Consider the following 22,466-nt stretch of genomic DNA (forward strand, 5'->3'; position numbering starts at 1 on the left):
CGCAACCTGTCCGTGCTCATTTCCTTTGCAGTCGTCTATCCCATGATCCACATCCTTGTGCTGGAAGACGACGCCAAACTCAATCAGGCGGTCTGTACCTACTTAAACGATTGTGGTTTTTCGGCCACCGGCTGCCTGACAGCCCGGGCGGCTTATGATGCCATGTATAACCGGCTTTATGATTTGATCGTGTCGGACATTATGATGCCGGACATAGATGGGTTTGCCTTTGCCGAAAGTGTACGCCGGGTCAACAAGACTGTGCCCATTCTGTTCATGTCGGCGCGGGATGACTTGCCCGCCAAACAGCGGGGATTCCGGCTGGGGATCGACGACTATATGGTAAAGCCCATCGAGCTGGATGAGCTGCTGCTGCGGGTCCGGGCCTTGCTGCGCCGCGCTCATATCGAGATGGAGCGCCGCCTGGCGGTGGGAAACCTGACCTTAGATGCCGATGCAATGACCGCCGTGGTGGGGGACGAGGAAGTGCCGGTCACCACCCGGGAATTTAATATTCTGTATAAGGTGCTCTCCTATCCCAACAAGACCTTCTCCCGCGCGCAGTTGATGGATGAGTTCTGGGGCATCGACTCCGACACCAGCCTGCGGGCAGTGGATGTCTACATCACCAAGCTGCGGGACAAATGTGCCGGATGCGACGGTTTCGAGATCAAGACGGTGCGGGGGCTGGGCTATAAGGCGGTGCTGCGATGAAAACGGCAGAACGGTTCACCGACAAGCGGGTGAAGCGGGAACTGTTCCCACTCACCACCTTTGTGTTGTTTTTTGTGATGTTCGCGGTGTTCACCACGGTACAAATGATGATGATCGGGCAGGTAATCGACTACCAAAGCCTGCCGCTGGGCAACACCGTGGCGGTGTTTTGCTTTTGGGTGGCGGCGGCCGTTGGTTCCACCGTGGCCACTGCGCTGACGGTGCGGCATTACTACCAAAAACCCTTGGAAGAAGTCTCCGAAGCTGCCCGCAAGGTAGCGGCGGGGGATTTCTCGGTCTATCTGGCGCCCCGGCATCCGATGGACAAAACCACCCATCTGGACGTGCTGTGTATGGACTTCAACAAAATGGTGGAGGAACTGGGCAGCATTGAAACGCTGAAGACCGACTTCTTTTCCAATGTTTCCCACGAGATCAAGACCCCTTTGGCGGTGATCCAGAACAACGCCGAGTTATTGCAGCAGGCCCATCTGACCGACGCCCAGCGTCAGGAATGTACGGCGGTCATCCTGCAGGCCACCCGGCGGCTGTCCAACCTGATCACCAACATGCTCAAACTCAACAAGTTGGAAAAACAAGTCATCCAGCCGCTGCCCCAGCCCTTTGATGTCTGCGCCCAGCTCTGCGACTGCGCCTTGCAGTTTGAGTCGGTGTGGGAGAGCAAGCCGCTGGATTTTGCGGCGGATCTGGAGGATCGCTGCACCATCACGGCGGACGCCGGATTGCTGGAACTGGTATGGACCAATCTGCTGTCCAACGCGGTTAAATTTACCCCGGCGGGCGGGCAGGTCCGGTTGACCCAGCGCTCCGACGGCCGGACCCTCACCGTTACGGTGGCTGATCCCGGCTGCGGTATGGACGAAGCCACCCAAGCCCGCATGTTTGACAAATTCTATCAGGGGGATACCTCCCATGCTACGGAGGGCAACGGGCTGGGTCTGGCGCTGGTGCGCCGGATTTTGGAACTCAGCGACGGTACCGTTACGGTGACCAGCGCGCCGGGGCAGGGCAGTACCTTTACGGTGCGGTTGCCCTTGACGGCAGCAGGGGAGGAAACACCGGCATGAAACCCTATATCGGTTATGAATACAAACAGGCCACCGTGCCCCGGGGCAACCTGTCCCAGTATTTGGACGGGTACGAGAGTTTCGGCTGGCAGCAGGACGACCGTAGGCCGCCGTCCGCAGGGGGACGCCGGGTGACGATCTACCTAAAGCGGGACCGCAAGATCGCCAACAAGATGGAGCTGACCCGCCTGCAGCGCCATTTTGAGGCTTGTATGGCCCAGATCGAGGAATTGCAGCGGGCACCGGCGCAGACCGCCGCGCTGTGGGCGTTGGTGATGGGGCTGGTGGGCACCGCCTTTTTGGCGGGGTCGGTATTTGCTGTCACCCACCAACCGCCCTTGTATGGCTGGATGACGGTGCTGGCGGTGCCGGGGTTTGCCGGCTGGGCAGCACCCTGCCGGCTCTACCTCTGGGTGCTGCGGCGGCAGCAAGTCCGGGCGGACCCGCTGCTGGAGGCACAGTGGGAGGAAGTGGATCGTCTGTGCGCCAAAGGACAGGCACTTTTGTGAGAAAATCCCGACGCTTTTACGGCGTCGGGATTTTTTTGCATTAACATTTCCCAAACACAACCGAAGCACGGCGTAAACAAAGGCAGCGTATACTGAGGGCGTTCTCACAGGAAAGGAGCGTTACGCAATGCAGAACTACAAAATCAAGCCCGGCAAGTTGGGCAGCAAGGTCGTACAGGCCTACCGGCAGGCGGAAAACGCCTTTGTGGATACCTTTTTGGAGGCGGACGGTTCCCTCAAGACCGGCGGCATGGAGCAGCCCGTCACCGATGCCTACCATAAGGTGGAGAAGGCTGTCGTGGGGGGATACCGCAAGGTGGAAAAGGCGTTTGTGGACGCCTTTTTGGAACCGACCGATTCCCAAGAGGACCGATAAAAGGAGGAAACAAGATGTTGTTGCGTTGTATCGATGGTTTGTTGGTGGGCACCCGGTATCTGGCATGGGGGCTTGGTGTACTGGGGGTAGTGGTTTCGGCGACCCTGTTCTGCCTGAATCTGCCGCTGGGGGCTGCGTCGGCGTTGGTCTGGATCGCAGCGCTGCTGTTGGCGGTGGGGGTGACCCTCACCTTGCTGCCTGCGGCACTGGTTCGGGGCAAATTGGCCGAAAAACTGCGCTGGGCAGTAGGCTGCGGTGCGCTGGCCGCAGCGGTGCTGCTGATGGGTGGGGTCTATCTGGCCTGCGGCGGCTTTCCGGCGGTGGATCTGTTGTTTGTCTAAAAGAGCGGCAGAACGAACAAACCCGCGCTCTCCCTTGTGGGGCAGCGCGGGTTTTTCGGTTAGGTGGGGCGGTGCTCTGCAATCTCTTCTTCCCGTACCGGCTCTTGGCCGATCCAGCCGAGTGCTTCGTTCAGGTCAAACGTCTTGCGCCCATCCTCGTTCACAAAAAAGGGCACCCCGATGCCGCCCTGCTCCCGTACGGGGGCAAAGATCGGGTCGTGGTCCCGCAGGGCCAAAAATTCCTTCAGTTTGGCGGTGTCCTCGGTAATCTCGATAAACGTTGCTGCAAACCCCCGGCTTTTTTGCAAAGCGAGGTAGTTCCGGCAGTCAATGCAGATGTGGGTTCCGTATACTTTCATGGTGTTCCCTCCCGTTGGTTTGCCCCCAGTATACCCCGCAGGAAACCGCCAGACAAGAGGAAATACAAATCGTATTTTTTGAAAAGAAAAAACAAAATGTATTTTTTACGGCCGCGCAGCGCCGGGGCAGGGGACCGGCATTTTCCCCAAAAAAGTGCGGCCTTTCCCGTTGGCTTTTGGGCGGCACCGTGGTATACTGAAACCATGGATAACCGGGGGCAAAGCCCCGCAGCGGAAAACACAACGGAAAGGAACGTGATTCCCTATGGCAAACAATTTTACCTTCTATTCTCCCACCGAAATCGTCTTTGGACGGGGTGCCCAGACGCAGGTGGCCGCCCATGTGCAGAAGTACGGCGGCACGAAGGTGCTGGTGGTCTACGGCAGTGAGCGCGTAGTCAAGAGCGGCTTGCTGGACAGCATCGTGACGCCCATGCGGGAGGCGGGGCTTACCTGTCATCTGCTGGGCGGCGTGGTGCCGAACCCCCACCTGAGCAAGGTCTATGAGGGCATCGAGATCGGCAAGCGGGAAGGCATTGACTTCCTGCTGGCGGTGGGCGGCGGCTCGGTCATCGACACGGCCAAAGCCATCGGCTACGGTCTGGCTGAACCGGACAAGGACGTTTGGGAATTGTACGAGAGCAAGCGTACCGCCAAGGGCTGCCTGCCGGTGGCCTCGGTGCTGACCATTGCCGCTGCGGGCAGCGAGTCCAGCGACAGCTCGGTGATCACCAACGAAAAGACGGGGGAGAAGCGCTCCTACAACGACAATCTGGCTCGGCCCAAGTTCGCGGCGATGAACCCCGAACTGACGCTGACTTTGCCGGACTACCAGACCGAGAGCGGCTGCACCGACATCATGATGCACACCATGGAACGGTACTTCACCGCGCAGGGCAACATGGAGCTGACCGATGCCATCGCGGAGGCGCTGCTGCGCACCGTCATGGCACAGGCGAAGATTTTGCATACCCATCCCGAGGATTATGACGCCCGGGCCGAAGTAATGTGGGCGGGTTCGCTGGCCCACAACGACCTGACGGGCTGCGGCAATGGCGGCGGAGACTTCGCCACCCATGTGCTGGAGCATGAGCTGGGCGGTATGTTCGACGTGACCCACGGCGCCGGGTTGGCAGCGGTCTGGCCCAGCTGGGCGCGGTATGTCTGTGGCAACATTCCCCATCGGTTTGCCCGCTATGCGGTCAACGTCATGGGCGTGGAACCCGGCGCTACCGACGCCGAAACGGCGGAGAAGGGCATCCGGGCCATGGAGGCCTTCTACCGCGAGATCGGCATGCCCACCAACCTGCGGGAACTGGGGATAACGCCCACCGACGAACAGTTGCATGCCATGGCGCGCAGTTGTGCCGAAGCTTGCGGCGGCAGCAAGGGCTCGGCCCGTGTACTCTACGAAGAGGATATGTACAACATCTATAAGATGGCGCTGTAACAAAACCATTGTTCTGTAAAAAGGCGGCCCCGCCCGGTGCGGGGCCGCCTTTTGGGTATATAGGCCCGGCTGCGGACGCCAGAATACAGTACTTCGGTTGAAAACATACTGGATTGACGCTATAATGTGTGTATTGATCCAAGACAGGCGGCTTGCCTTTGCAAGCAGTGGCGGCTGCCTTGCAATACAGCAAAAGATTTATTCTGTGATAAATGCGACGGCGCGCCGTTGACGAAAGGGAGGAAACCATGCTGGGAAAAGGTTGGATGCGGGTGAAGCAACTTTCCCCCGCCGTCAAGGCGTCCCTCTGCTTTGCAGTGTCCAGCATGCTGCAAAAGGGCATCTCGTTGATCACCGTCCCGCTTTTTACCCGTCTGCTGACGACGGAACAGTACGGGCAGTTTACCCTGTACCAGTCCTGGCTCAGTCTGGTGACGATTTTTGCTACGCTGTACCTGTATTACGGGGTCTTTAACAATGGCATGACCAAGTATAAGCAGGACCGGCAGCGGTACATTGCCGCCATGCAGGGGTTGTCCACCGTGGCCACACTGGTGGTGTTTGCGGTTTATGCGGTGGCCATGCCTTTTTAGGAAAATCTGCTGCAGTTGCCCCGCATCGTCATCCTCTTTATGTTTGTGGAGATGCTGTTCTCTCCGGCAATGCAGTATTGGTCGGCCCGCCAGCGCTACGAATTTAAGTATAAGGCACTGACGGTGGTGACGGTCACCATGTCGCTGGCCAACCCGCTGCTGGGCTTGCTGGCCGTCCATCTGACCGAGGAAAAGGGAATCGCAAGAATCCTCTCGGCCAGCTTGGTGAACGCGGTGTTCGGGCTGGCGTTCTACTGTTTGAACTTTGCGCGGGGAAAAACGTTCTATCAGGCCCAGTACTGGAAATTTGCATTGGGCTTCAACATCCCCCTGATCCCCCATTATCTGGCCCAGATGGTCCTGTCCCAGTCCGACCGGCTGATGATCGGCAAAATGTTTGGGGAAACGCCGGTGGCGATCTATGGGCTGGCCTGCTCGTTGGGGATGGTCATGGCCTTTGTGACCGGCAGCATCAACAACTCGTTTATTCCCTGGACCTACCAGCAATGTGACCGGCAAGCCTACGACGAGCTGGGCCGAAAATCCAATCTTTTGGTTCTCTTTGTGGGGGGCATCGCCCTGCTGCCCGCCATCGCCGCGCCGGAGATCGTCTACTGTATGGCGCCGTCGGCCTATCGGGACGCCATCTGGATCATTCCGCCCATCGCCCTTTCCAACTACATTGTATTTTTGTATTCGTTGTTCGCCAACGTGGAATTTTATTTTGAGGAAAACAAGTTTGTGATGGCGGCTTCCTGCATGGCGGCGGCGGCCAATCTGGTGCTGAATTTTCTCTGCATGCCGCGGTTTGGGTATATTGCCGCGGCCTACACCACGGTGATCTGCTATGTGCTGCTGGCAGTGGGGCACTACCTGTTTATGAAGCGCATCCTCCGTAAAAACGGCGTACAAGGGACCATCTACCCCATTCGCACCATGGTGCTCTTTACAGCGGCCCTAACCGGGGTCATGCTGGGGATCCAACTGCTCTACCCTTATCCGGCTGTGCGCTATGGGGTGGTAGTGGTGGCGGCGGTGGGCCTGTTTATCAAGCGCAAAGCCGTTCTAGCCTTTGTTAAGAGCATTACCAAAGAGAAAAAAGTCTAAACCAAGGACGAAGAAGGGAGAAACCACGATGAAAACCGCTAGCTTTATTCCCATCAAAGCCAATTCCGAGCGGGTCCCGGGCAAAAACTTTCGCATGCTCAACGGCAAAAAGCTCTACACCTATCTGTGCGAACATGTGCAGACGGCTGATGTGTTTGATGCTGTCTATGTGGATACCAATAGCGAGGAAATCGCCGCATATGCCCGGCAGATGGGATTCATCCCCATTCAGCGCCGGCCGGAACTGGCCCAAAGCTCCGCCAACGGCAACGATCTGTTGGGGTATCATCGCCAGCTTTATCCGCAGTATGACTACTACTTCCAACTGTTCGTCACGGCACCGTATCTGCAGCCCGGTACCATCCGCACCTGTGTGGAAACGCTGCTCTCCAGCGAAGAGTACGATTCCTGCTTTACGGTGACCAAAAACCATGGTTTTTATTGGTTTCACGGTATGCCCATCAACTACCGGCCGGGAATTTTGCCCCGCAGCCAGGACCTGACGCCGGTCATGGAGGAAACCACCGGGCTGTACGGTATTCGGGGAACTTCGCTGGAACGGTATCGCTGCCGGATTGGACGCAAACCCTACCTGCATGTGGTCGATGCGTATGAGGCGGTGGACATCAACACCGAAGAAGATTTGAAGGTGGCAGAATTGATCGGCAAGGCGATCTATGGTTTGTGACCGGTTCTGCCGGAGAAACCGGCGCCGCTTTTCTGGGGGCGGGGGAATGTTGCCGCAACGCACTGCAGCAAAAACCCCCGCCCCCTGCGTGTTTTGCAGGAGCGGGGGAAAAGGTTAAGCGGTGGCTTTGGCCGGGTTTACGTGGATCATTACATGCTTGACCTCAGGAAAGGCCTGCTCCACCCCAGTGTGGACCGCCTCGGCTATGGCATGGGCTTCCCGCAGCGGTTGGTCGCCGTTTACCGCGATCTCCAAATCAATGTAGACCTTGTTGCCGAACATCCGGGTGTGCAGCAGATCTACCCCTTCCACGCCGGGGCGAGCGGTGACGTAGCTGCGTAATTTGGCCTCGTATTCTTCCCCGCAGGAGGTGTCCAGCAATTTGTTGATGGCATCCTTCAAGATGTCATAGGATACTTTTACGATGAACAGGCAGATGACCACACTGGCTACCGAGTCCAGCACCGGGAAACCCAGCATAGCTCCCGCAATGCCGATCAGCGAGCCGATGGAGGAAAAGGCATCGGAACGATGATGCCACGCATCGGCCAGAAACGCGGAGGAATGGATCAGCAGAGCATAGTGGCGGGTGTACCAGTACATCGCTTCCTTCCCTACGATGGAGAGGATGGCGGCGGCCAGCGCGATGGCGCCGGGGGTAGTAAGGGTCTGGTACTGGCCGGAGAAGATGGTTTCCAGCCCGGTTTTGCCGATGCCCAGCCCGGTAAGCAGCAGGACCACGCCCAGCAAAAGGGAAGCCACACTTTCCAGCCGTTCATGGCCGTAGGGATGTTCGTTGTCCGAATCCTTTTTGGAAATTTTGACCCCGACCCATGCGATGAGGGTGGTCAGCACATCCGAAAAGGAGTGGACGGCGTCCGAGATCATGGCGCTGGAATGGCCGGTGATGCCGGCGAAAAGTTTGAAGCCGGACAACACTGCGTTGCCGAAAACGCTGACGAAAGACAGATTGCGGATGACGGCCGCCTCATCGAGGGGCGCAGTCTGGGATTGGGTAGCCATACAAGAAAACCTCCTGTTGTGACCGGGGCACAGCCCCGGCGGTGTGATGCTCTTGTGTGCACCTCATCGAGAACGGTAGGTTCCAAGGTCCCAAAAGAATAGAAAAAGGCACCTGTGGAACATACAACTGTCCCACAGATGCCAAAACAATCATCTGCTGCCGCCATGGCGGCCCGGCCCCATGCCCGCAGGGGGCATCGCCTGCTCAGTTTGTACTGGAGATCTCGCACCCCGATCGGGGGATGTAATGCAGTGCAAAGAGTTTCGTCATTATAACGTATTCTATGGGGTCTGTCAAGAAGACGAAGGACCGAAAAAATGGGGCTGCGGCAGCGCCAAGGAACAGAGTGCCGTAACTGTCGAAAAAATCGCAGAGAATACGGGGGACAACGGCGGCAAGGGTGGGCAGAACATACAAAAAAAGAGGGCGTATTTTGTAGATTCGGCGCAAAATTCGCCACCCGAATCACCGGAACATCCGTCAACCTTGCGGGCTGAAAAGAAGGTTGTTATACTAAAAGTGACAACTTACAGCAAAAGGAGGATGGATGTATGAAAATCTGCCCGGTCTGCGGCAAACCCGTGGAAGAAGAATGGACGGTATGCCCCTATTGTGGTGCCCCGTTGGAGGAAAGCGATCCCGGTCCCCGCTATGAGCAGGCACCCAGCGCAGCCCCGATGGGACGGGACGCCGAACCACCGACCCTGCAGTGGATGCGGCAGATGATCTGTTCACCGCTCTATCTGGCAGGGGCCATCGGCCATTCCTGCATGGTGCTGTTTACTTTGGTGTCGACCTTCCGTACCGGCGCGACGGCTGTGACCGAAACAGCGGTTTCTCAGCTGGTGGGCAACGCCTATGGGGTAAGTGGCTGGCTGGATGGCCTGTATAGCTGGCTGCCCGTCCTCTTCAGTGCCTCGGTGGGGTCGGCCCTCGTGGGGCAGCTACCCAACATTCTGGTGGCCATCGGGCTCTGGATGCTCTACGCTTCGGCGTCGGACACCTCCGGCGCGCCCCTGAAAACCGCCGGATTGAGCCTTATCCGGGGCGTCCAGATCTTCCAGTTGGTGCTGCTCGGTCTGGTGGCGCTCTTGCTGCTCGTCGCCTTTGCCGTGATGATGGCAACACTGCAGCTCTATGATCTGGAAGCCGTACTTCCCATTGGGCTGATGCTCCTTGTGCTGCTTGTGGTGATTCTTGCAGTGGGTGGCCTGTACTACGGCAAACTCATCGTCACCATCAACAGCTTCCGCCGGACCATCTGGACCGGCAAGACGCAGGGCACGATTTCCCTCTATGTGGCGGTGCTCAGTGCGTTGGGTGGGGTACTGCCCCTCTTCCGGGTGCTGATCGGGGAGATTTTCTCCTCGCTGGCCAGCATCGGCGGCGCTACGGCAGGCATCGCCTTTGCCATCCTGCTCTTCCGCTGCCGCGACGAATGGGAGCAGACGTCGGTGGACGCTGCACCCCCGGAAACCTTCTCTTAAACAACAAACCTCCCGGTGCAAGTCCAGCACCGGGAGGTTTTTGTCTGTAAAAACGGTTACAGAATATCGATGTGTTCGCCGTTCAGGGCTTTGTTCATGCTGCGCACGGCGCAAAACTTGCCGCACATCGAGCAGGTATCGTCCTGCTCGGGGGAGCGGTCCGCCCGGATGGCTTTGGCGGTTTCGGGGTCCAGCGCGCAGGCCCACTGGGCTTCCCAGTCCAGCGCTCGGCGGGCGTCGCCCATCTTGTCGTCAATTTCGCGGGCACCCCGCACGCCTTTGGCAATGTCGGCGGCGTGGGCAGCGATCTTGCTGGCGATGATGCCCTGTTTCACATCCTCCAGATTGGGCAGGGCCAGATGCTCAGCGGGGGTCACGTAGCAGAGGAAAGCCGCGCCGTTCATGGCGGCAATAGCTCCGCCGATGGCCGCCGTGATATGGTCGTAGCCCGGGGCAATGTCGGTGACAAGGGGACCCAGCACATAGAAGGGCGCGCCCATGCAGAGGGTCTGCTGGACCTTCATGTTGGCGGCAATTTGGTCCATCGGCACATGGCCGGGGCCTTCCACCATCACCTGTACGTCCTTCTCCCAAGCGCGCTTGGTCAATTCGCCCAGACGGACCAGCTCCTCAATCTGGCAGACGTCGGTGGCATCAGCCAAACAGCCGGGACGGCAGGCGTCCCCCAGCGAGATGGTCACGTCGTATTCCCGGCAGATGTCCAAAATCTCGTCGTAATACTGGTAGAAGGGGTTTTCCTCGCCGGTCATGCACATCCAAGCAAAGACCAGTGAGCCGCCCCGGGAGACAATGTTCATCTTCCGTTTGTGCTTGCGGATCTGGTCGATGGTCTTGCGGGTGATGCCGCAGTGCAGCGTCACAAAGTCCACGCCGTCCTCGGCATGGAGCCGTACCACGTTGATAAAGTCGTGGGCGGTCAGGGGGTCCAGATCCCGCTGGTAGTGGATCACGCTGTCATACACCGGCACGGTGCCGATCATCGCCGGGCATTCGTGGGTCAGCTTGCGGCGGAAGGGCTGGGTGTTGCCGTGGCTGGACAGGTCCATGATGGCCTCGCCGCCCATCTTCACCGCTGCCAGAACCTTTTGCATTTCTACGTCGTAGTCCTTGCAGTCCCGGGATACCCCCAGATTCACGTTGATCTTGGTGCGCAGCATCGAGCCCACGCCCTCGGGGGCCAGACAGGTGTGGTTCTTGTTGGCAGGAATCACCACCTTGCCGCTGGCCACCAGCGGCAGCAGTTCTTCCACAGTCATCCGTTCCTTTTTGGCAACGGCCTCCAGCTGGGGCGTAACAATGCCCTTGCGGGCGGCCTCCATCTGGGTGGCATAGTTCCGTTCGCTCATCGTATTCTGTCTCCTTTGTAGATATTCAGTCCGCCTCTTGGGCGAAGATGCCTTGTAACGTCCAGCCGTGGTCCATCGGCCCGCTGCCTTTGCCAAGATCCAGCCCGGCGGCCAGCGCCCCCGAAAGATAGTCCTTGGCCCGCTGGACCGCCTCGGGCAGGGCAAAGCCCTTGGCCAGATTGGCGGCGATGGCGCTGGACAGGGTGCAGCCCGTGCCGTGGGTGTTGGTGGTGGCAATGCGCTTGCCGGTAAACCACCGGGCGCTGTCTGCCGTCACCAGCAGGTCGTTGGCATCGTTGACGCTGTGACCGCCTTTCAGCAGCACGGCGCAGCCATACCGCTGGGCAATGGTGCGGCCGGCGGCTTCCATGGCCGCGGGGCTGTCGATGGTGCAGTCTGCCAACAGTTCCGCTTCGGGAATGTTGGGGGTCACCACCTCGGCCAGCGGCAGCAGTTCCCGGGTCAGGGTGTCCACCGCCTCAGGCCGGATAAGCCGGGCGCCGCTGGTGGCCACCATCACAGGGTCTACCACGATGTGTTCGGCTTGGTAAAAACGCAGCCGTTCGGCAATGACTTCGATGAGCGCCGGAGAGGAGACCATCCCGATTTTGACGGCGTCGGGGCGGATGTCGGTAAACACCGCATCCAACTGTTGAGCCAGAAATTCAGGACTTACTTCCGAAATGGCGGTCACGCCGGTAGTGTTCTGGGCGGTCAGGGCGGTGATGGCGGTCATACCGTAGACGCCGTTCACCGTCATGGTCTTGAGATCGGCCTGAATACCGGCGCCTGCGCTGGAATCGCTTCCGGCGATGGATAACGCAGTTTTCATACAAATACCTCGCATTACTTTTGTAAAGCGGCAGAGAGTGGTGCCCCCGGTCTGCCGCCCGGCGGAATCCCGCCGAAGGATTGTTACGATTGTTGGGTCATGGTGTCCGAAAGAGCCCGCAGTTCTCGGCAGGCGGCGGTGATGTCCTGCGCCGCAAAGATGCCCGAAACCACCGCGACCCCGGCCACCCCCGTGCCGGCCAACTGGGGTAGGTTCTCCCGGTTGATGCCGCCGATGGCTACCACCGGGATGGGGACGGCGTCACAGATGGCCCGCAGGGTATCGTGGGGAAGGGGCGTCACATTGGTTTTGGTCTGGCTGCCGAACACCGCCCCCGCCCCCAGATAGTCGGCGCCGCCCTCGTAGGCACGGCGGGCTTCCTCAGGGTTGTGGGCCGACACGCCCACGATCATTTTGTCCCCCACCCGGCGGCGGACTTCCTCCACCGGCAGGTCGTCCTGCCCTACATGGACGCCGTCGGCGCCGCAGGCCAATGCGACGTCCAGATCGTCATTGATGATGAGGGGGACGCCATACCGCTGGCACAGGCAGCCGATGCTGCGGCCCAGATGGATGAACGCTTCCCGGTTCAGTGTCTTTTCCCGCAGCTGTACACAGGTCACGCCGCCCTGTAAAGCTGCTTCCACCTGCTGGCGCAGGGTTTGGCCCCGCAGCCAAGTGCGGTCGGTGACGGCGTAAAGCCGCAGCCGGTTTTTATCGAAGTTCATAGCGGGCTCCTTTCTCCAGTTGGTCAGGGGTCAGGCGGTAGACGGCGTCCAGCAGATAGGTGCGGTAGCTGCCGTTGCCGTCCTCCGGTCCCAAACGGCGGTGGGCGATCTCGCCGCACAGCCCCATGGCACTCACCGCCGCAGCAGTGGCGGACAGCAGGCTGTCCGGGTTGGCGGCGGCAAAAGCCCCCACCAGACAGGAAAGCTGGCAGCCGGTGCCGGTGACCGAACCCATCATGGGGTGGCCGTTGTGCAGGCAGTACAGGGTATCGCCGTCGGTGACCAGATCCACCGCGCCGGTCAAGGCCACAACGGCCCCGGTGCGGCGGGCCAGTTCCCGGGCCAGCGCCCCGCATCCTTCCAGATTGTCCGGGGTGATGCTTTGGGTGCTGTCCACCCCCGGCGCTCCGCCATGGCCGCGGGTCAGGGTTTCCACCTCGGAAAGGTTGCCCCGGATGACCGCGATCGGCACCTCCCGCAGCAGCTGCAAGGCGGTGTCGGTGCGCAGGGTCGAGGCCCCCACCCCCACCGGGTCCAGCACCACCGGCAGTCCCCGCTGGGCGGCGATGCGGCCGCAGGCCAGCATGGCCGGGATGGTGCCCCGGTGCAGCGTACCCAGATTCAGCACCAATCCCCCGGCATGGGCGGTGATCTGAGGGGCGTCGTCGGGGTCATCGGCCATCACGGGGGAGGCCCCGCAGGCCAGCAGCAGGTTGGCGCAGTCGTTGGCGGTGACATAGTTGGTGATGGCGTGGACCAGCGGCTGCCGGTCCCGCAGGTTTTGGAGCAAGGGGGCAAACATAGGGCATCCTTTCTGTCAATGGGAGAGGGTTTTCTGCATCCGGTTCAGGGCGCCGGTGCCGCGCAGGGCGTAGACCAGCACACCGGACAGAATGGACCCGGCGGCGGTGGAAACAAGGAAGGGGATGATGTAGGCGTAGAAGGCGATGTCCCCGGCGCTTTGACCCATCAGCAGGATGGCCACCGGGTAGGCGCAAAGCCCGCCCAGCACCGAGGTGCCGAACACTTCGGCCAACAGGGTCAGGGGCAGGTTGCGGGTCCCGGCGTAGGCCAGACCGCAGAGCAGCGCACCGAACATGCTGCCGGGAAAGGCCATCAGGCTGCCCAGCCCGGTCAGGTTACGGATCAAGCTGGCCACAAAGGCCACGGCGATGCCGTACCAAGGCCCCAGCAGGACGGCACACAGAATGTTGACCATATGCTGGATGGGGGCGCACTTGCTGCCAAACATGGGGAAAGAGAAGAGGCTGCCCACCACCGCGATGGCGCAGAAGATGCCCGCCAAAGCGAGCTTTTGTACGTTGGTATGCTTCATGAAAAAACACTCCTTTTCAAAAAGGGCGGCGGCCGCGGTACAGCGACACCTTCCGCCCGGAAACGGCGGGGCAGACCCCCGCGCACGGACAAAAGCGGTCGAGGCTTACTGGCCTCCTCTCACGCCGGAACACGGCTTCCCATCGCTGTACATACCCAAGCACAGGGCGCTCCCCCTCTGCCCGCCGCAGACTGCCTGCGGAGTGGTTTTTCACCTGCCTTTCCCCCCAGAACAACAAAAATCGGGAGACGCCCGCAACGGCGCCTCCCGAAAAAAGTACACATTCCCACGACTTCCTACGGCGGCATTATCCGCATCAGGTGTAAGGGTCGAAGGTGATTCCTTCCTCTCAGCCTGTCCACACAAGCTCCCCCGGTTGTTCTGTTTGGTTGCTATTATAGCCCCTGCGGGGGGCTGCGTCAATGGATGCGGCGAAAAAAACCGGATTTAACACTCTGCCAGATAGCTCCGCAGGTTATCCAGAACCTTTTCGCTCAACAGCACAAAGGCCTGACGGGTACGTCCGGCAGATACATTGCGGCATACCACCCGGGGGTTCTGGAAGAAGCTCTCGCTTACCGGGCCCGCCGCTGCGGCGGTGTCGCAGAAGAACCAGTTGCCTTCCCGGGCGGTCCAGCGCTCCAACGCGGCACTGTCGAACCCGGGCCCGATGGACGTGTTGAACAATACTTTGCTGTCACCCAAAGCGGCAAATTCTTCCTTGCCCAGCAGCAGGACGTTCTTGTTCAGGCAGGTAAACACCACCTCGCTCTTTTGCAGCAGCTCGTGCAGCGGCGTGTAGTGCATGCCGGCAGCCTCGGCGTCCGCCTTGGGACCACGGCAGTAGTAGCGGATCTCCGCCCCTAAAAAGTGCAGCGCTTCGGCGATCATCCGGCCCGAAGTGCCGAACCCGACCATGCCGACTTGCAGGCCGTAGATCTCCTCGGCTTCGGCGTGCAGGCGGGGCAGATCAAAGCCGTGCAGCAGACCGGTCAGTTCGTGCAGCACATATTCCACAACGCCCCGGTCGCCGTAATCCCGGATGCCTTTGACGCAAATGCCTTTCTCCCGGGCAAAAGCAATGTCCACATTGGCGCTTTCCTCCGAGTACAGGCTGCAGCACATACCGATGTAGCGAAGTTCCGGGCACCGGGCAATCACATCCCGGTCCATGCGGGATGTGTAACTCAACAAAACAGCGTCGGAATTTCCGATGCGGCGCACGATTTCGTCGTTGTTGGCGGGGATGTCGTTGTACAGCACGACTTCCTGTGCCAGATTGTGCAGTTCCTGCTCTGCCTCGGGCACCAGACTTACCGGCTCAATGGCCGTCAGTTTACGAAACATCATGATTCCTCCTGTTCAGTGCAGTTCGATGGGACTGGCCAGATTGCGCAGCAAAGCGACCAGACTCCAACCTGCAATGGCGCTTTTATCGGAATAAATGTCCACCACCGCTTTGGCGCCGGCGCCCTCGATGGTAATGCAGTGGTCGTCCCCCACAAACCCCGGTACGCTGGTAATGCGCATGTCGGTGTGTTCCGGCCCTGCGGCTGCCAGCGAAGCCGCCACCGCTACGTTTACACGGGTGGGCAGCAAAGCGATGGCTTCGGTGGCCGTGCCGGCAAAGGCGTCCATCTGGGCGGTGTCCATTTCGGGCTGGTAGACCGGAGTTCCCTGCAGGGACTGGGGGCTCTTGTGGGTGTGGAAGGAAACTTTCGGCTCCACGCCCCGGGCCCGGGCCATCAGGGTGATGGTGGACAGCACATCAAAGCCGCCCACCGCGCCGGAGGCCAGATACACCTTGCGCCCGCAGCGGGCCGCGGTCTGGCGTACCTGATCCAGAAAGGCTTCGTCCGCAAAGGCGCCGATAGAAATGACGGCCAGATCCGCACCGCTTTCCAGTACCGGCACCGCATTGGCCCGCAGTCCCGGAATCCCCGCGGTTTCCACCACAATGTCGGGATGCAGTGCCAGCAGGGCGGTCATATCCGGGCAGAATGCACAGCCCGTCTGTTCGGCCAGCGCCCGGGCGGGGCCTTCGCTGCGGCTGGTCACACCCACCAGTTCATAGTCCGGCAGCAGTCCGGCGCGGTACGCTTCCGCCACAATACCGCCCAGATAGCCGCAGCCCAGAATACCCAGTTTTTTCTTTGTCATGGTACACTTCCTTCCCCGTAGGGCCGGACCCTGCGGGCGTATTATCGTTGCCTTCATTCTAGCATACCGCCCGTTGCCCTGCAATGGACTTTCCCGGTGTGGTGCAGGAAATTTTGCTTGACAAGTGGGGGCAAACCTGTTATTCTGTCGAAAGTTAGCTGCCGCTAATCGAAGCGGTGGCTTTTTTACTGGACGGGCGTTAGCTTAAACTAACTGCGAGAAGAAAGGGTTCCCATGAAAAAGCTGTTTTATGGACTGCTGCTGGGCAGTTTTCTGTTCACCTTGGCGGTGCCGCTGACCGGCATCGTGGTACACAAGCTGGCATCCACCGGGTTTCTGGTACTCTGCCTGATTCACGCCGTGGGGTGCCGAAAAAGGTTGGGATGGCGCCGCATAGCGCTTTTGGGGGCCGTGATGCTGGCCTTTGCCAGCGGGGTGTGCAGCCTGATCTTTGCCCAGATGCCGCTGGTATTGGCGGTACACAAGGTGGTATCCATTACCTGTGTGTTCTTTCTGGCGATCCATATTTTTGCCTACCGGCGCGGATTTAGGAGGAAAAGCGAAGGATGATCGATCGACGTTTGCTGGCGGCTGTACCGGAAAGCCGCAAGTACATCGCCGCCAACGTGGCGCTGCAATGGTTGGCGCTGGCGGCCAATATCCTGTTGGTGACGGCAGTCTGCCGCCTGTTGGCGGCGCTGGCCGGGGGCGAAGCACTGCCGGAAGGGGGCAGGCTGCTGGCGGCGGCACTGGTGGCCTTGGGGGTACGCTTCGGCTGTGCCGTAGGGGCTACGCGGATGAGTTATCTCTCCAGCAAAACCGTGAAGATGCGGCTGCGCACCCTGCTTTACCGCAAATTGCTGGAACTGGGCACGGCCTATCGGGAATCGGTGCAGACCAGTGCGGTGGTGCAGGTGGCGGTGGAGGGGGTAGACCAGTTGGAGATCTACTTCGGGCAGTACCTGCCCCAGTTCTTCTATGCCATGTTGGCCCCGCTGACGCTTTTTGCGGTGTTGGCCCCCATCGATCTGCCCTCGGCGGCGGTGCTGCTGGTCTGCGTGCCGCTGATCCCCGTTTCCATTGCCGCGGTGCAGACTTGGGCAAAAAAACTGCTGGGACGGTACTGGGGGCAGTACACGGCGCTGGGGGACACCTTTCTGGAAAATTTGCAGGGGCTTACCACCCTGAAAATCTATGAGGCGGATGGCGAACGCCATCGGCAGATGAACCGGCAGGCCGAGGACTTCCGCAAGATCACCATGCGGGTGCTGACCATGCAGCTCAACTCCATCACCGTTATGGACCTGATCGCCTATGGCGGCGCGGCAGGGGGCATGGTACTGGCGGTCAGCCGGTTGGCGGCGGGGGCGGTCAGCCTGCAAGGATGCCTGATGATTTTGCTGCTGGCGGCGGATTTCTTTTTGCCGATGCGGCTGCTGGGCAGCTTTTTCCATGTGGCGATGAACGGCATGGCGGCCAGTGAAAAGATCTTCCGCCTGCTGGATACCCCCCGACAGCCTCGGGGGAACCTGCCGGCGCCCGAGGACTGCACGCTGGCGCTGGAAGGGGTGGACTTTGCCTACGCGGCAGACCGCCCCATCCTGCGGCAGGTCAGCATGACCTGCCGACAGGGGAATTTTACCGCTTTGGTGGGGGCCTCGGGCTGCGGCAAGTCCACCGTGGCGGCACTGCTCACCGGTCAGCGTCGGGCGGGTGCCGGGCAGGTGACACTGGGCGGTGTGTCGCTGGACCAGATCGACGAAGGAGAACTGGCCCGCACCGTCACCTACCTGTCCCACAACAGCTATCTGTTTAAGGGGACCGTCCGGGACAATCTGCTGCCGGCCCAACCCACGGCAGACGACGCTGCCCTGTGGGCGGTGCTGGAACAGGTGCGGCTGGCAGATTTTCTGCGCAGCGAGGCTGGACTGGACACGCTGTTGACCGAAAAAGGCGCCAACCTGTCGGGCGGGCAGTGCCAGCGTTTGGCGCTGGCCCGGGCACTGCTCCACGACAGCCCGGTCTATCTCTTTGACGAAGCGACCTCCAACATTGATGTGGAGAGCGAAAACGACATTATGGCGTTGATCCGTACATTGGCCCGAACCAAAACGGTGATCCTGATCTCCCATCGGCTGGCCAACGTGACAGAGGCCGATTGCTTGTATGTGATGGAGGAAGGCACTGTGGTACAGACCGGCACCCACACCGAACTGCTGGCAGCCGGGGGGCGGTACGCCGAACTCTGGAACGCCCAGCAGCAACTGGAACGCTACACCCAAAAGGAGGTCCCTGCATGAAACGAAACGGGTTTGCCGTGATGGCCCGGCTGATCGGGCTGGTCCGCCCGCTGACCGGTTACATGGTGCTGGCGGTGGCCATGGGGGTGGCCGGACATCTCTGCGCCACCTTCCTGACGGTGTTGGGCGGGTTTGGCATCCTGCGGGTACTGGGCTGGGCGGTACCGCTGCCGCTGGCGGGGCTGTTCGGGGCTGCCGCTGTTTTGGCGGTGCTGCGGGCCGTCCTACGGTATGGCGAGCAGGCCTGCAATCATTTTATCGCTTTCAAGCTGCTGGCGCTGCTGCGGGGCCGGGTCTTCGGCGTACTGCGCCGTCTGGCACCGGCCAAACTGGAAGGAAAAGAAAAGGGCGATCTGATCGCTCTGATCACCTCCGACATTGAGCTGTTGGAGGTCTTTTACGCCCACACCATCTCGCCGGTGCTGATCGCCCTCCTCTTCAGCGGTGGCATGACAGTCTTTATCGGGCAGTACCACCCGCTGCTGGGACTGTTGGCGCTGGCGGCCTACGGGGTAGTGGGCATTGCCGTGCCGTTGGTCACCGCCCGGGTGTCGGGAGAGGATGGTCTGCGGGTGCGGCAGGCATCGGGGGCGCTGGCTGGGTTTGTGTTGGACAGCCTGCGGGGCCTGTCTGAAACATTGCAATACGGCGCCGGCGCCAGCCGGTTGGCAGAGATGCAGGCTCGCACCGAGGCTCTTTCCCGGGATGAGGAAAAACTCAAGCGCACGGCGGGGCGCAACACCGCCGCCACCCAGACGCTGCTGTGGGGCTTTGATCTGGTCATGCTGGCAGCGGCCACGGGGCTCTACCGGCAAGGAAGCATAGGCTGGGACGGGGTGCTGATCCCCACCATGGCGTTGATGAGTTCCTTTGGACCGGTGGTAGCGCTGGCCAATCTGGGGGCAACCCTGCAAAGTACGCTGGCCGCGGGCAACCGGGTGCTGGACCTGTTGGAAGAAGCACCGCAGGTGGAAGATGTCCACGGGCAGGCCGAGGTGGCTTTTGCCGGGGCGGGGGCCGAGGCGGTGACTTTCGGCTATGACGGACAAACCATTCTGGACGGGGTCACGGTACCGGTTCCGGCTGGGCAGACCATCGGCATTGTGGGACGTTCGGGCAGCGGCAAATCCACGCTGCTCAAGCTGTTCCTGCGGTTCTGGCAGGTGCGGCAGGGCCGGGTGCAGTTGTCCGGCCGCAGCGTGGAGGAGATCAACACCAAAAACCTCCGCCGTCTGGAAGCCCTTGTCACACAGGAGACCTATCTCTTCCATGATTCCATCCGCAACAACCTGCGCATCGCCAAACCGGACGCCACCGACGAAGAACTGGTGGCGGCCTGCCGCAAGGCGGCGGTCCATGACTTCATTGCCGCGCTGCCGCAGGGATACGATACCCCCGTGGGGGAACTGGGCGACACCCTTTCGGGTGGGGAACGGCAGCGGCTGGGTCTGGCCCGGGCCTTTTTGCACGACGCCCCCTTCCTGCTGTTGGATGAGCCCACCAGCAATCTGGACAGCCTGAACGAAGCGGTGATCTTGCAGGCGCTGGCCCGGGAACACGGCACCCGCACGGTGGTGCTGGTTTCTCACCGGGCGTCCACGCTGTGTGTGGCCGATACCGTTTACTCGGTGGAAAACGGGAGGGTGAGCTGATGCCCCGCGCCGACAAGCGTGACCGGGAAAAACAGGTGGTCTCCTGTATGATCGCCCTCTACTGCCGCCGCAAACACCACACCCAGAAGGGGCTTTGCCCCGACTGTGCGGCGCTGGAGGCTTACGCCCGGCAGCGCATCGACCACTGTCCTTTTATGCAGACCAAAACCTTCTGTTCCCAGTGTGCCGTCCACTGCTATCAGGCCGAAATGCGGGCCAAAATCCGGGAGGTCATGCGGTTTTCCGGCCCGCGGATGCTTTGGCGGCATCCGATTTTGGTGGTACGCCATGGAATAGAATCCTGCCTGTCACGACGAGAAAGGAGTCCGCAATGACCATTCGCAAACTGGGCTATCTGGCACTGGGCTTTCTGGGGCTGGCGCTGGGCGCTGTGGGGGCGGTGCTGCCTTTGCTGCCTGCCTTCCCGTTTTTGCTGCTGGCGGCTTACGGCTTTGGCCGTTCCAGTCGTCGGCTGGAACGGTGGTTCAAAGGTACCCGCCTCTATCGGGACAATTTGGTCGATCTGGCTGCCGGCCGGGGCTTGACCCGGCGCGCTAAGGTCCGCATCATGGGGACGGTTACGGCCGTGATGGCCGTGGGCTTTGTGATGATGCATGCCGTACCGGTAGGGCGCATCGTGCTGGGCTGTGTTTGGGTGGGGCATCTGCTCTATTTCCGATTCCGCATTTCCACCGTGCCGGAAAAAGACCCCACTGTCGATCATTGAAATAAAGAAATCCTTTTGGCGGCGGCCTTCGGGCTGCCGCTTTTTGGGCGAATTTTGTTCGCTGCCCTTTACCCCGCACCCTGATGGCGGTATAATGGAAGCAACTTCTTACAGGTGTGTAAAAGGAATGGGATTATGAAAAAACTTACTTTTCGGCAACTGATTATCGTGGCCAGCATGCTGTTCGGCATGTTTTTTGGGGCGGGTAATCTGATTTTCCCGGCCTCGATGGGCCAACTGGCGGGGCGCAACCTCTGGTTGGCGTCGGCGGGTTTTCTCATCACCGGTGTGGGGCTGCCGCTGCTGGGCGTGGCGGCCTTGGGCATCAGCCGGGAGGAAGGCCTGCTGGAACTCAGCAGCCGGGTCGGCAAGGGGTACGGGTTGTTTTTTACCTGCCTGCTCTACCTTACCATCGGGCCGTTCTTCGCCATTCCCCGTTGTGCCACCGTGTCCTACACCGTGGGTATCCAGCGTCTGCTGCCCGCTGCCAGTCAAACGTTGGCGCTGGCGGTTTTCTCGTTGGTCTTTTTTGCGGCGGTGCTCTTTTTCTCGCTGCGCCCCGGCGAAATTTTGACGTGGATCGGCAAAGTGCTCAATCCGCTGTTCCTCTGCTTCTTGGCGGTGTTGGTGCTGCGGGCATTGACGTCGCCCCTTGCTTCGGTGGCGGATATTGAACCCACCGGCAGCTACGCCGTGGCCGCTTTTCCCACCGGCCTGTTGGAAGGCTACAACACAATGGACGCCTTGGCCAGTCTGGCTTTCGGCATCATCGTTGTCCATGCCATCCGCAGTCTGGGGGTGGAAGAACCCGGGCAGGTGGCCAAAAGCACCGTCTTGGCGGGGCTGTTCAGCTCGCTGCTGATGGCGGCCATCTACCTGCTGGTTACGGTGGTGGGCGCCCAGAGCTGCGGCCAGTTTGAAGCTTCCAGTAACGGCGGCGAGGCGCTGGCCCAGATCGCAGAATACTATTTCGGCTCCGCAGGGGCCTTGATTCTGGCCGCTACCGTTACCATCGCCTGCCTGAAAACGGCGGTGGGACTTATTACGAGCTGCGGCGAAACCTTCGTCAAGATCTTCCCCGGCGGACCGTCCTACCGGGTGTGGGCGGTGACCTTCTGCGTGGTTTCCTTCCTCATTGCCAATCTGGGGCTCAATGCCATTTTGGCCTATTCCACCCCGGTGCTGATGTTCCTCTATCCCTTGTCCATCGTGCTGATCCTTCTCACGCTGGGGGGCGGCTTGTTCGGCAACCATCCCACCGTGTTGCGGTGGACCATCGGCTGCACGATGGTGGCGTCGGTATTTGATCTGCTGCGCACCTTGCCGGCGCAGGCGCAAGCCTTCCTGCATCTGGAACCGGTGGTGGCTTGGGCCGAAAACACCCTGCCCCTCTGCGCACAGGGCTTCGGCTGGGTGGTGCCTGCCCTGATCGGTCTGGTCATCGGGCTGGCACTGCGTGCGCTGCGCCGCACCTGATACAAACCCAAAACAACCCCCGCTGCTGCGCTTTTTCGCGGCGGCGGGGGTTGTTTGCGGTATATAGGGGATTAGCCGAAAGCGGCGGCTACGGCAGGCTGGGACCGGGGCCGGGGGCGGGGGGACAAAAAGACTTGGCCCAGCTCTGACAC

Annotated in this window: 26 protein-coding genes and 2 riboswitches; of the genes, 17 read left to right on the forward strand and 9 right to left on the reverse strand. The window is 60.5% G+C overall.

Annotated features, from left to right (window positions below):
• The first annotated feature begins 42 nt into the window (after positions 1-42).
• The 5 genes from Q0526_RS12200 (at position 43) to Q0526_RS12220 (ending at position 3,028) form a co-directional block, all read left to right on the forward strand.
• Entirely contained in the window at positions 43-714 is a 672-nt protein-coding gene (locus Q0526_RS12200; protein ID WP_298734053.1) for a response regulator transcription factor, read from the forward strand.
• Positions 711-1,802 (forward strand): HAMP domain-containing sensor histidine kinase, encoded by a 1,092-nt coding sequence (locus Q0526_RS12205; protein WP_298734006.1) that lies wholly within the window; start codon positions 711-713, stop codon positions 1,800-1,802. The genes Q0526_RS12200 and Q0526_RS12205 overlap by 4 nt, the downstream gene beginning before the upstream one ends.
• On the forward strand, positions 1,799-2,311 hold the full coding sequence (locus Q0526_RS12210; RefSeq protein ID WP_298734008.1) for a hypothetical protein: 513 nt from the start codon (positions 1,799-1,801) through the stop codon (positions 2,309-2,311). Before Q0526_RS12205 ends, Q0526_RS12210 begins: the two co-directional genes overlap by 4 nt.
• A gap of 127 nt (positions 2,312-2,438) precedes the next feature.
• Complete coding sequence (locus Q0526_RS12215; RefSeq protein ID WP_298734010.1) at positions 2,439-2,687, forward strand: hypothetical protein; 249 nt, start codon at positions 2,439-2,441, stop codon at positions 2,685-2,687.
• Positions 2,688-2,701: 14 nt separating this feature from the next.
• Positions 2,702-3,028: a hypothetical protein gene (locus Q0526_RS12220; RefSeq protein ID WP_298734012.1), complete on the forward strand. Its 327-nt coding sequence runs from the start codon at positions 2,702-2,704 to the stop codon at positions 3,026-3,028.
• A gap of 59 nt (positions 3,029-3,087) precedes the next feature.
• Here the strand turns inward: Q0526_RS12220 and Q0526_RS12225 are convergent, their stop codons facing one another.
• Complete coding sequence (locus Q0526_RS12225) at positions 3,088-3,387, reverse strand: hypothetical protein (RefSeq protein WP_298734014.1); 300 nt, start codon at positions 3,385-3,387, stop codon at positions 3,088-3,090.
• 265 nt (positions 3,388-3,652) lie between these two features.
• Here Q0526_RS12225 and Q0526_RS12230 point away from each other — a divergent pair, with 265 nt between their 5' ends.
• The 4 genes from Q0526_RS12230 (at position 3,653) to Q0526_RS12245 (ending at position 7,225) form a co-directional block, all read left to right on the forward strand.
• The gene (locus tag Q0526_RS12230) at positions 3,653-4,837 is read left to right on the forward strand and encodes an iron-containing alcohol dehydrogenase (protein WP_298734016.1); all 1,185 of its coding nucleotides are present in this window, start codon (positions 3,653-3,655) and stop codon (positions 4,835-4,837) included.
• A gap of 248 nt (positions 4,838-5,085) precedes the next feature.
• Positions 5,086-5,430 (forward strand): oligosaccharide flippase family protein, encoded by a 345-nt coding sequence (locus Q0526_RS12235; RefSeq protein WP_298734017.1) that lies wholly within the window; start codon positions 5,086-5,088, stop codon positions 5,428-5,430.
• A 15-nt stretch (positions 5,431-5,445) separates the two neighbouring features.
• Positions 5,446-6,537 (forward strand): oligosaccharide flippase family protein, encoded by a 1,092-nt coding sequence (locus tag Q0526_RS12240; protein WP_298734019.1) that lies wholly within the window; start codon positions 5,446-5,448, stop codon positions 6,535-6,537.
• A gap of 28 nt (positions 6,538-6,565) precedes the next feature.
• Positions 6,566-7,225, forward strand: a complete 660-nt coding sequence (locus Q0526_RS12245; RefSeq protein WP_298734021.1) for an acylneuraminate cytidylyltransferase family protein — start codon at positions 6,566-6,568, stop codon at positions 7,223-7,225.
• A gap of 114 nt (positions 7,226-7,339) precedes the next feature.
• On the opposite strand, the gene Q0526_RS12250 is transcribed toward Q0526_RS12245, so the two are convergent.
• Complete coding sequence (locus Q0526_RS12250) at positions 7,340-8,248, reverse strand: cation diffusion facilitator family transporter (protein WP_298734023.1); 909 nt, start codon at positions 8,246-8,248, stop codon at positions 7,340-7,342.
• Positions 8,249-8,373: 125 nt separating this feature from the next.
• Positions 8,374-8,467, reverse strand: a riboswitch (NiCo riboswitch).
• A gap of 28 nt (positions 8,468-8,495) precedes the next feature.
• Here Q0526_RS12250 and Q0526_RS12255 point away from each other — a divergent pair.
• Positions 8,496-8,804, forward strand: a complete 309-nt coding sequence (locus tag Q0526_RS12255; protein WP_298734025.1) for a hypothetical protein — start codon at positions 8,496-8,498, stop codon at positions 8,802-8,804.
• Positions 8,801-9,736, forward strand: coding sequence for a zinc ribbon domain-containing protein (locus tag Q0526_RS12260; RefSeq protein WP_298734027.1), 936 nt, complete (start codon positions 8,801-8,803; stop codon positions 9,734-9,736). The genes Q0526_RS12255 and Q0526_RS12260 overlap by 4 nt, the downstream gene beginning before the upstream one ends.
• Before the next feature lie 56 nt (positions 9,737-9,792).
• Here the strand turns inward: Q0526_RS12260 and thiC are convergent, their stop codons facing one another.
• From thiC to Q0526_RS12295, 7 genes are all read right to left on the reverse strand, one after another.
• Positions 9,793-11,103 (reverse strand): phosphomethylpyrimidine synthase ThiC, encoded by a 1,311-nt coding sequence (gene thiC, locus Q0526_RS12265; RefSeq protein ID WP_298734030.1) that lies wholly within the window; start codon positions 11,101-11,103, stop codon positions 9,793-9,795.
• A 25-nt stretch (positions 11,104-11,128) separates the two neighbouring features.
• Positions 11,129-11,935, reverse strand: a complete 807-nt coding sequence (gene thiD / locus Q0526_RS12270) for a bifunctional hydroxymethylpyrimidine kinase/phosphomethylpyrimidine kinase (protein WP_298734032.1) — start codon at positions 11,933-11,935, stop codon at positions 11,129-11,131.
• A gap of 83 nt (positions 11,936-12,018) precedes the next feature.
• On the reverse strand, positions 12,019-12,663 hold the full coding sequence (gene thiE / locus Q0526_RS12275; RefSeq protein WP_298734034.1) for a thiamine phosphate synthase: 645 nt from the start codon (positions 12,661-12,663) through the stop codon (positions 12,019-12,021).
• Entirely contained in the window at positions 12,650-13,465 is an 816-nt protein-coding gene (gene thiM, locus Q0526_RS12280; RefSeq protein WP_298734036.1) for a hydroxyethylthiazole kinase, read from the reverse strand. The genes thiE and thiM overlap by 14 nt, the downstream gene beginning before the upstream one ends.
• A gap of 15 nt (positions 13,466-13,480) precedes the next feature.
• The gene (gene thiW, locus Q0526_RS12285) at positions 13,481-13,999 is read right to left on the reverse strand and encodes an energy coupling factor transporter S component ThiW (RefSeq protein ID WP_298734038.1); all 519 of its coding nucleotides are present in this window, start codon (positions 13,997-13,999) and stop codon (positions 13,481-13,483) included.
• Positions 14,000-14,273: 274 nt separating this feature from the next.
• Positions 14,274-14,383: riboswitch (TPP riboswitch) on the reverse strand.
• 63 nt (positions 14,384-14,446) lie between these two features.
• Positions 14,447-15,349, reverse strand: coding sequence for an NAD(P)-dependent oxidoreductase (locus tag Q0526_RS12290; protein ID WP_366522101.1), 903 nt, complete (start codon positions 15,347-15,349; stop codon positions 14,447-14,449).
• A 12-nt stretch (positions 15,350-15,361) separates the two neighbouring features.
• A complete protein-coding gene (locus Q0526_RS12295; RefSeq protein ID WP_298734041.1) occupies positions 15,362-16,159 on the reverse strand; it encodes an aspartate dehydrogenase domain-containing protein in 798 nt (265 codons plus the stop codon).
• Between the two features lie 234 nt (positions 16,160-16,393).
• On the opposite strand from Q0526_RS12295, the gene Q0526_RS12300 reads away from it, so the two are divergent.
• From Q0526_RS12300 to brnQ, 6 genes are all read left to right on the forward strand, one after another.
• Positions 16,394-16,729 carry a heme transporter CcmB gene (locus tag Q0526_RS12300; protein WP_298734043.1) on the forward strand — a complete coding sequence of 112 codons (336 nt, stop codon included), beginning with the start codon at positions 16,394-16,396 and terminating at the stop codon, positions 16,727-16,729.
• A complete protein-coding gene (locus Q0526_RS12305; protein WP_298734045.1) occupies positions 16,726-18,459 on the forward strand; it encodes an ABC transporter ATP-binding protein/permease in 1,734 nt (577 codons plus the stop codon). The genes Q0526_RS12300 and Q0526_RS12305 overlap by 4 nt, the downstream gene beginning before the upstream one ends.
• On the forward strand, positions 18,456-20,111 hold the full coding sequence (locus Q0526_RS12310) for an ABC transporter ATP-binding protein (protein WP_298734047.1): 1,656 nt from the start codon (positions 18,456-18,458) through the stop codon (positions 20,109-20,111). The genes Q0526_RS12305 and Q0526_RS12310 overlap by 4 nt, the downstream gene beginning before the upstream one ends.
• Positions 20,111-20,446, forward strand: coding sequence for a nitrous oxide-stimulated promoter family protein (locus tag Q0526_RS12315; RefSeq protein WP_298734049.1), 336 nt, complete (start codon positions 20,111-20,113; stop codon positions 20,444-20,446). Before Q0526_RS12310 ends, Q0526_RS12315 begins: the two co-directional genes overlap by 1 nt.
• Complete coding sequence (locus tag Q0526_RS12320) at positions 20,443-20,838, forward strand: DUF454 family protein (protein ID WP_298734051.1); 396 nt, start codon at positions 20,443-20,445, stop codon at positions 20,836-20,838. Before Q0526_RS12315 ends, Q0526_RS12320 begins: the two co-directional genes overlap by 4 nt.
• Positions 20,839-20,973: 135 nt before the next feature.
• Complete coding sequence (brnQ, locus tag Q0526_RS12325) at positions 20,974-22,314, forward strand: branched-chain amino acid transport system II carrier protein (RefSeq protein WP_366522102.1); 1,341 nt, start codon at positions 20,974-20,976, stop codon at positions 22,312-22,314.
• Positions 22,315-22,466 lie beyond the last annotated feature (152 nt).

It is taken from the genome of uncultured Subdoligranulum sp. (genome assembly GCF_937890665.1).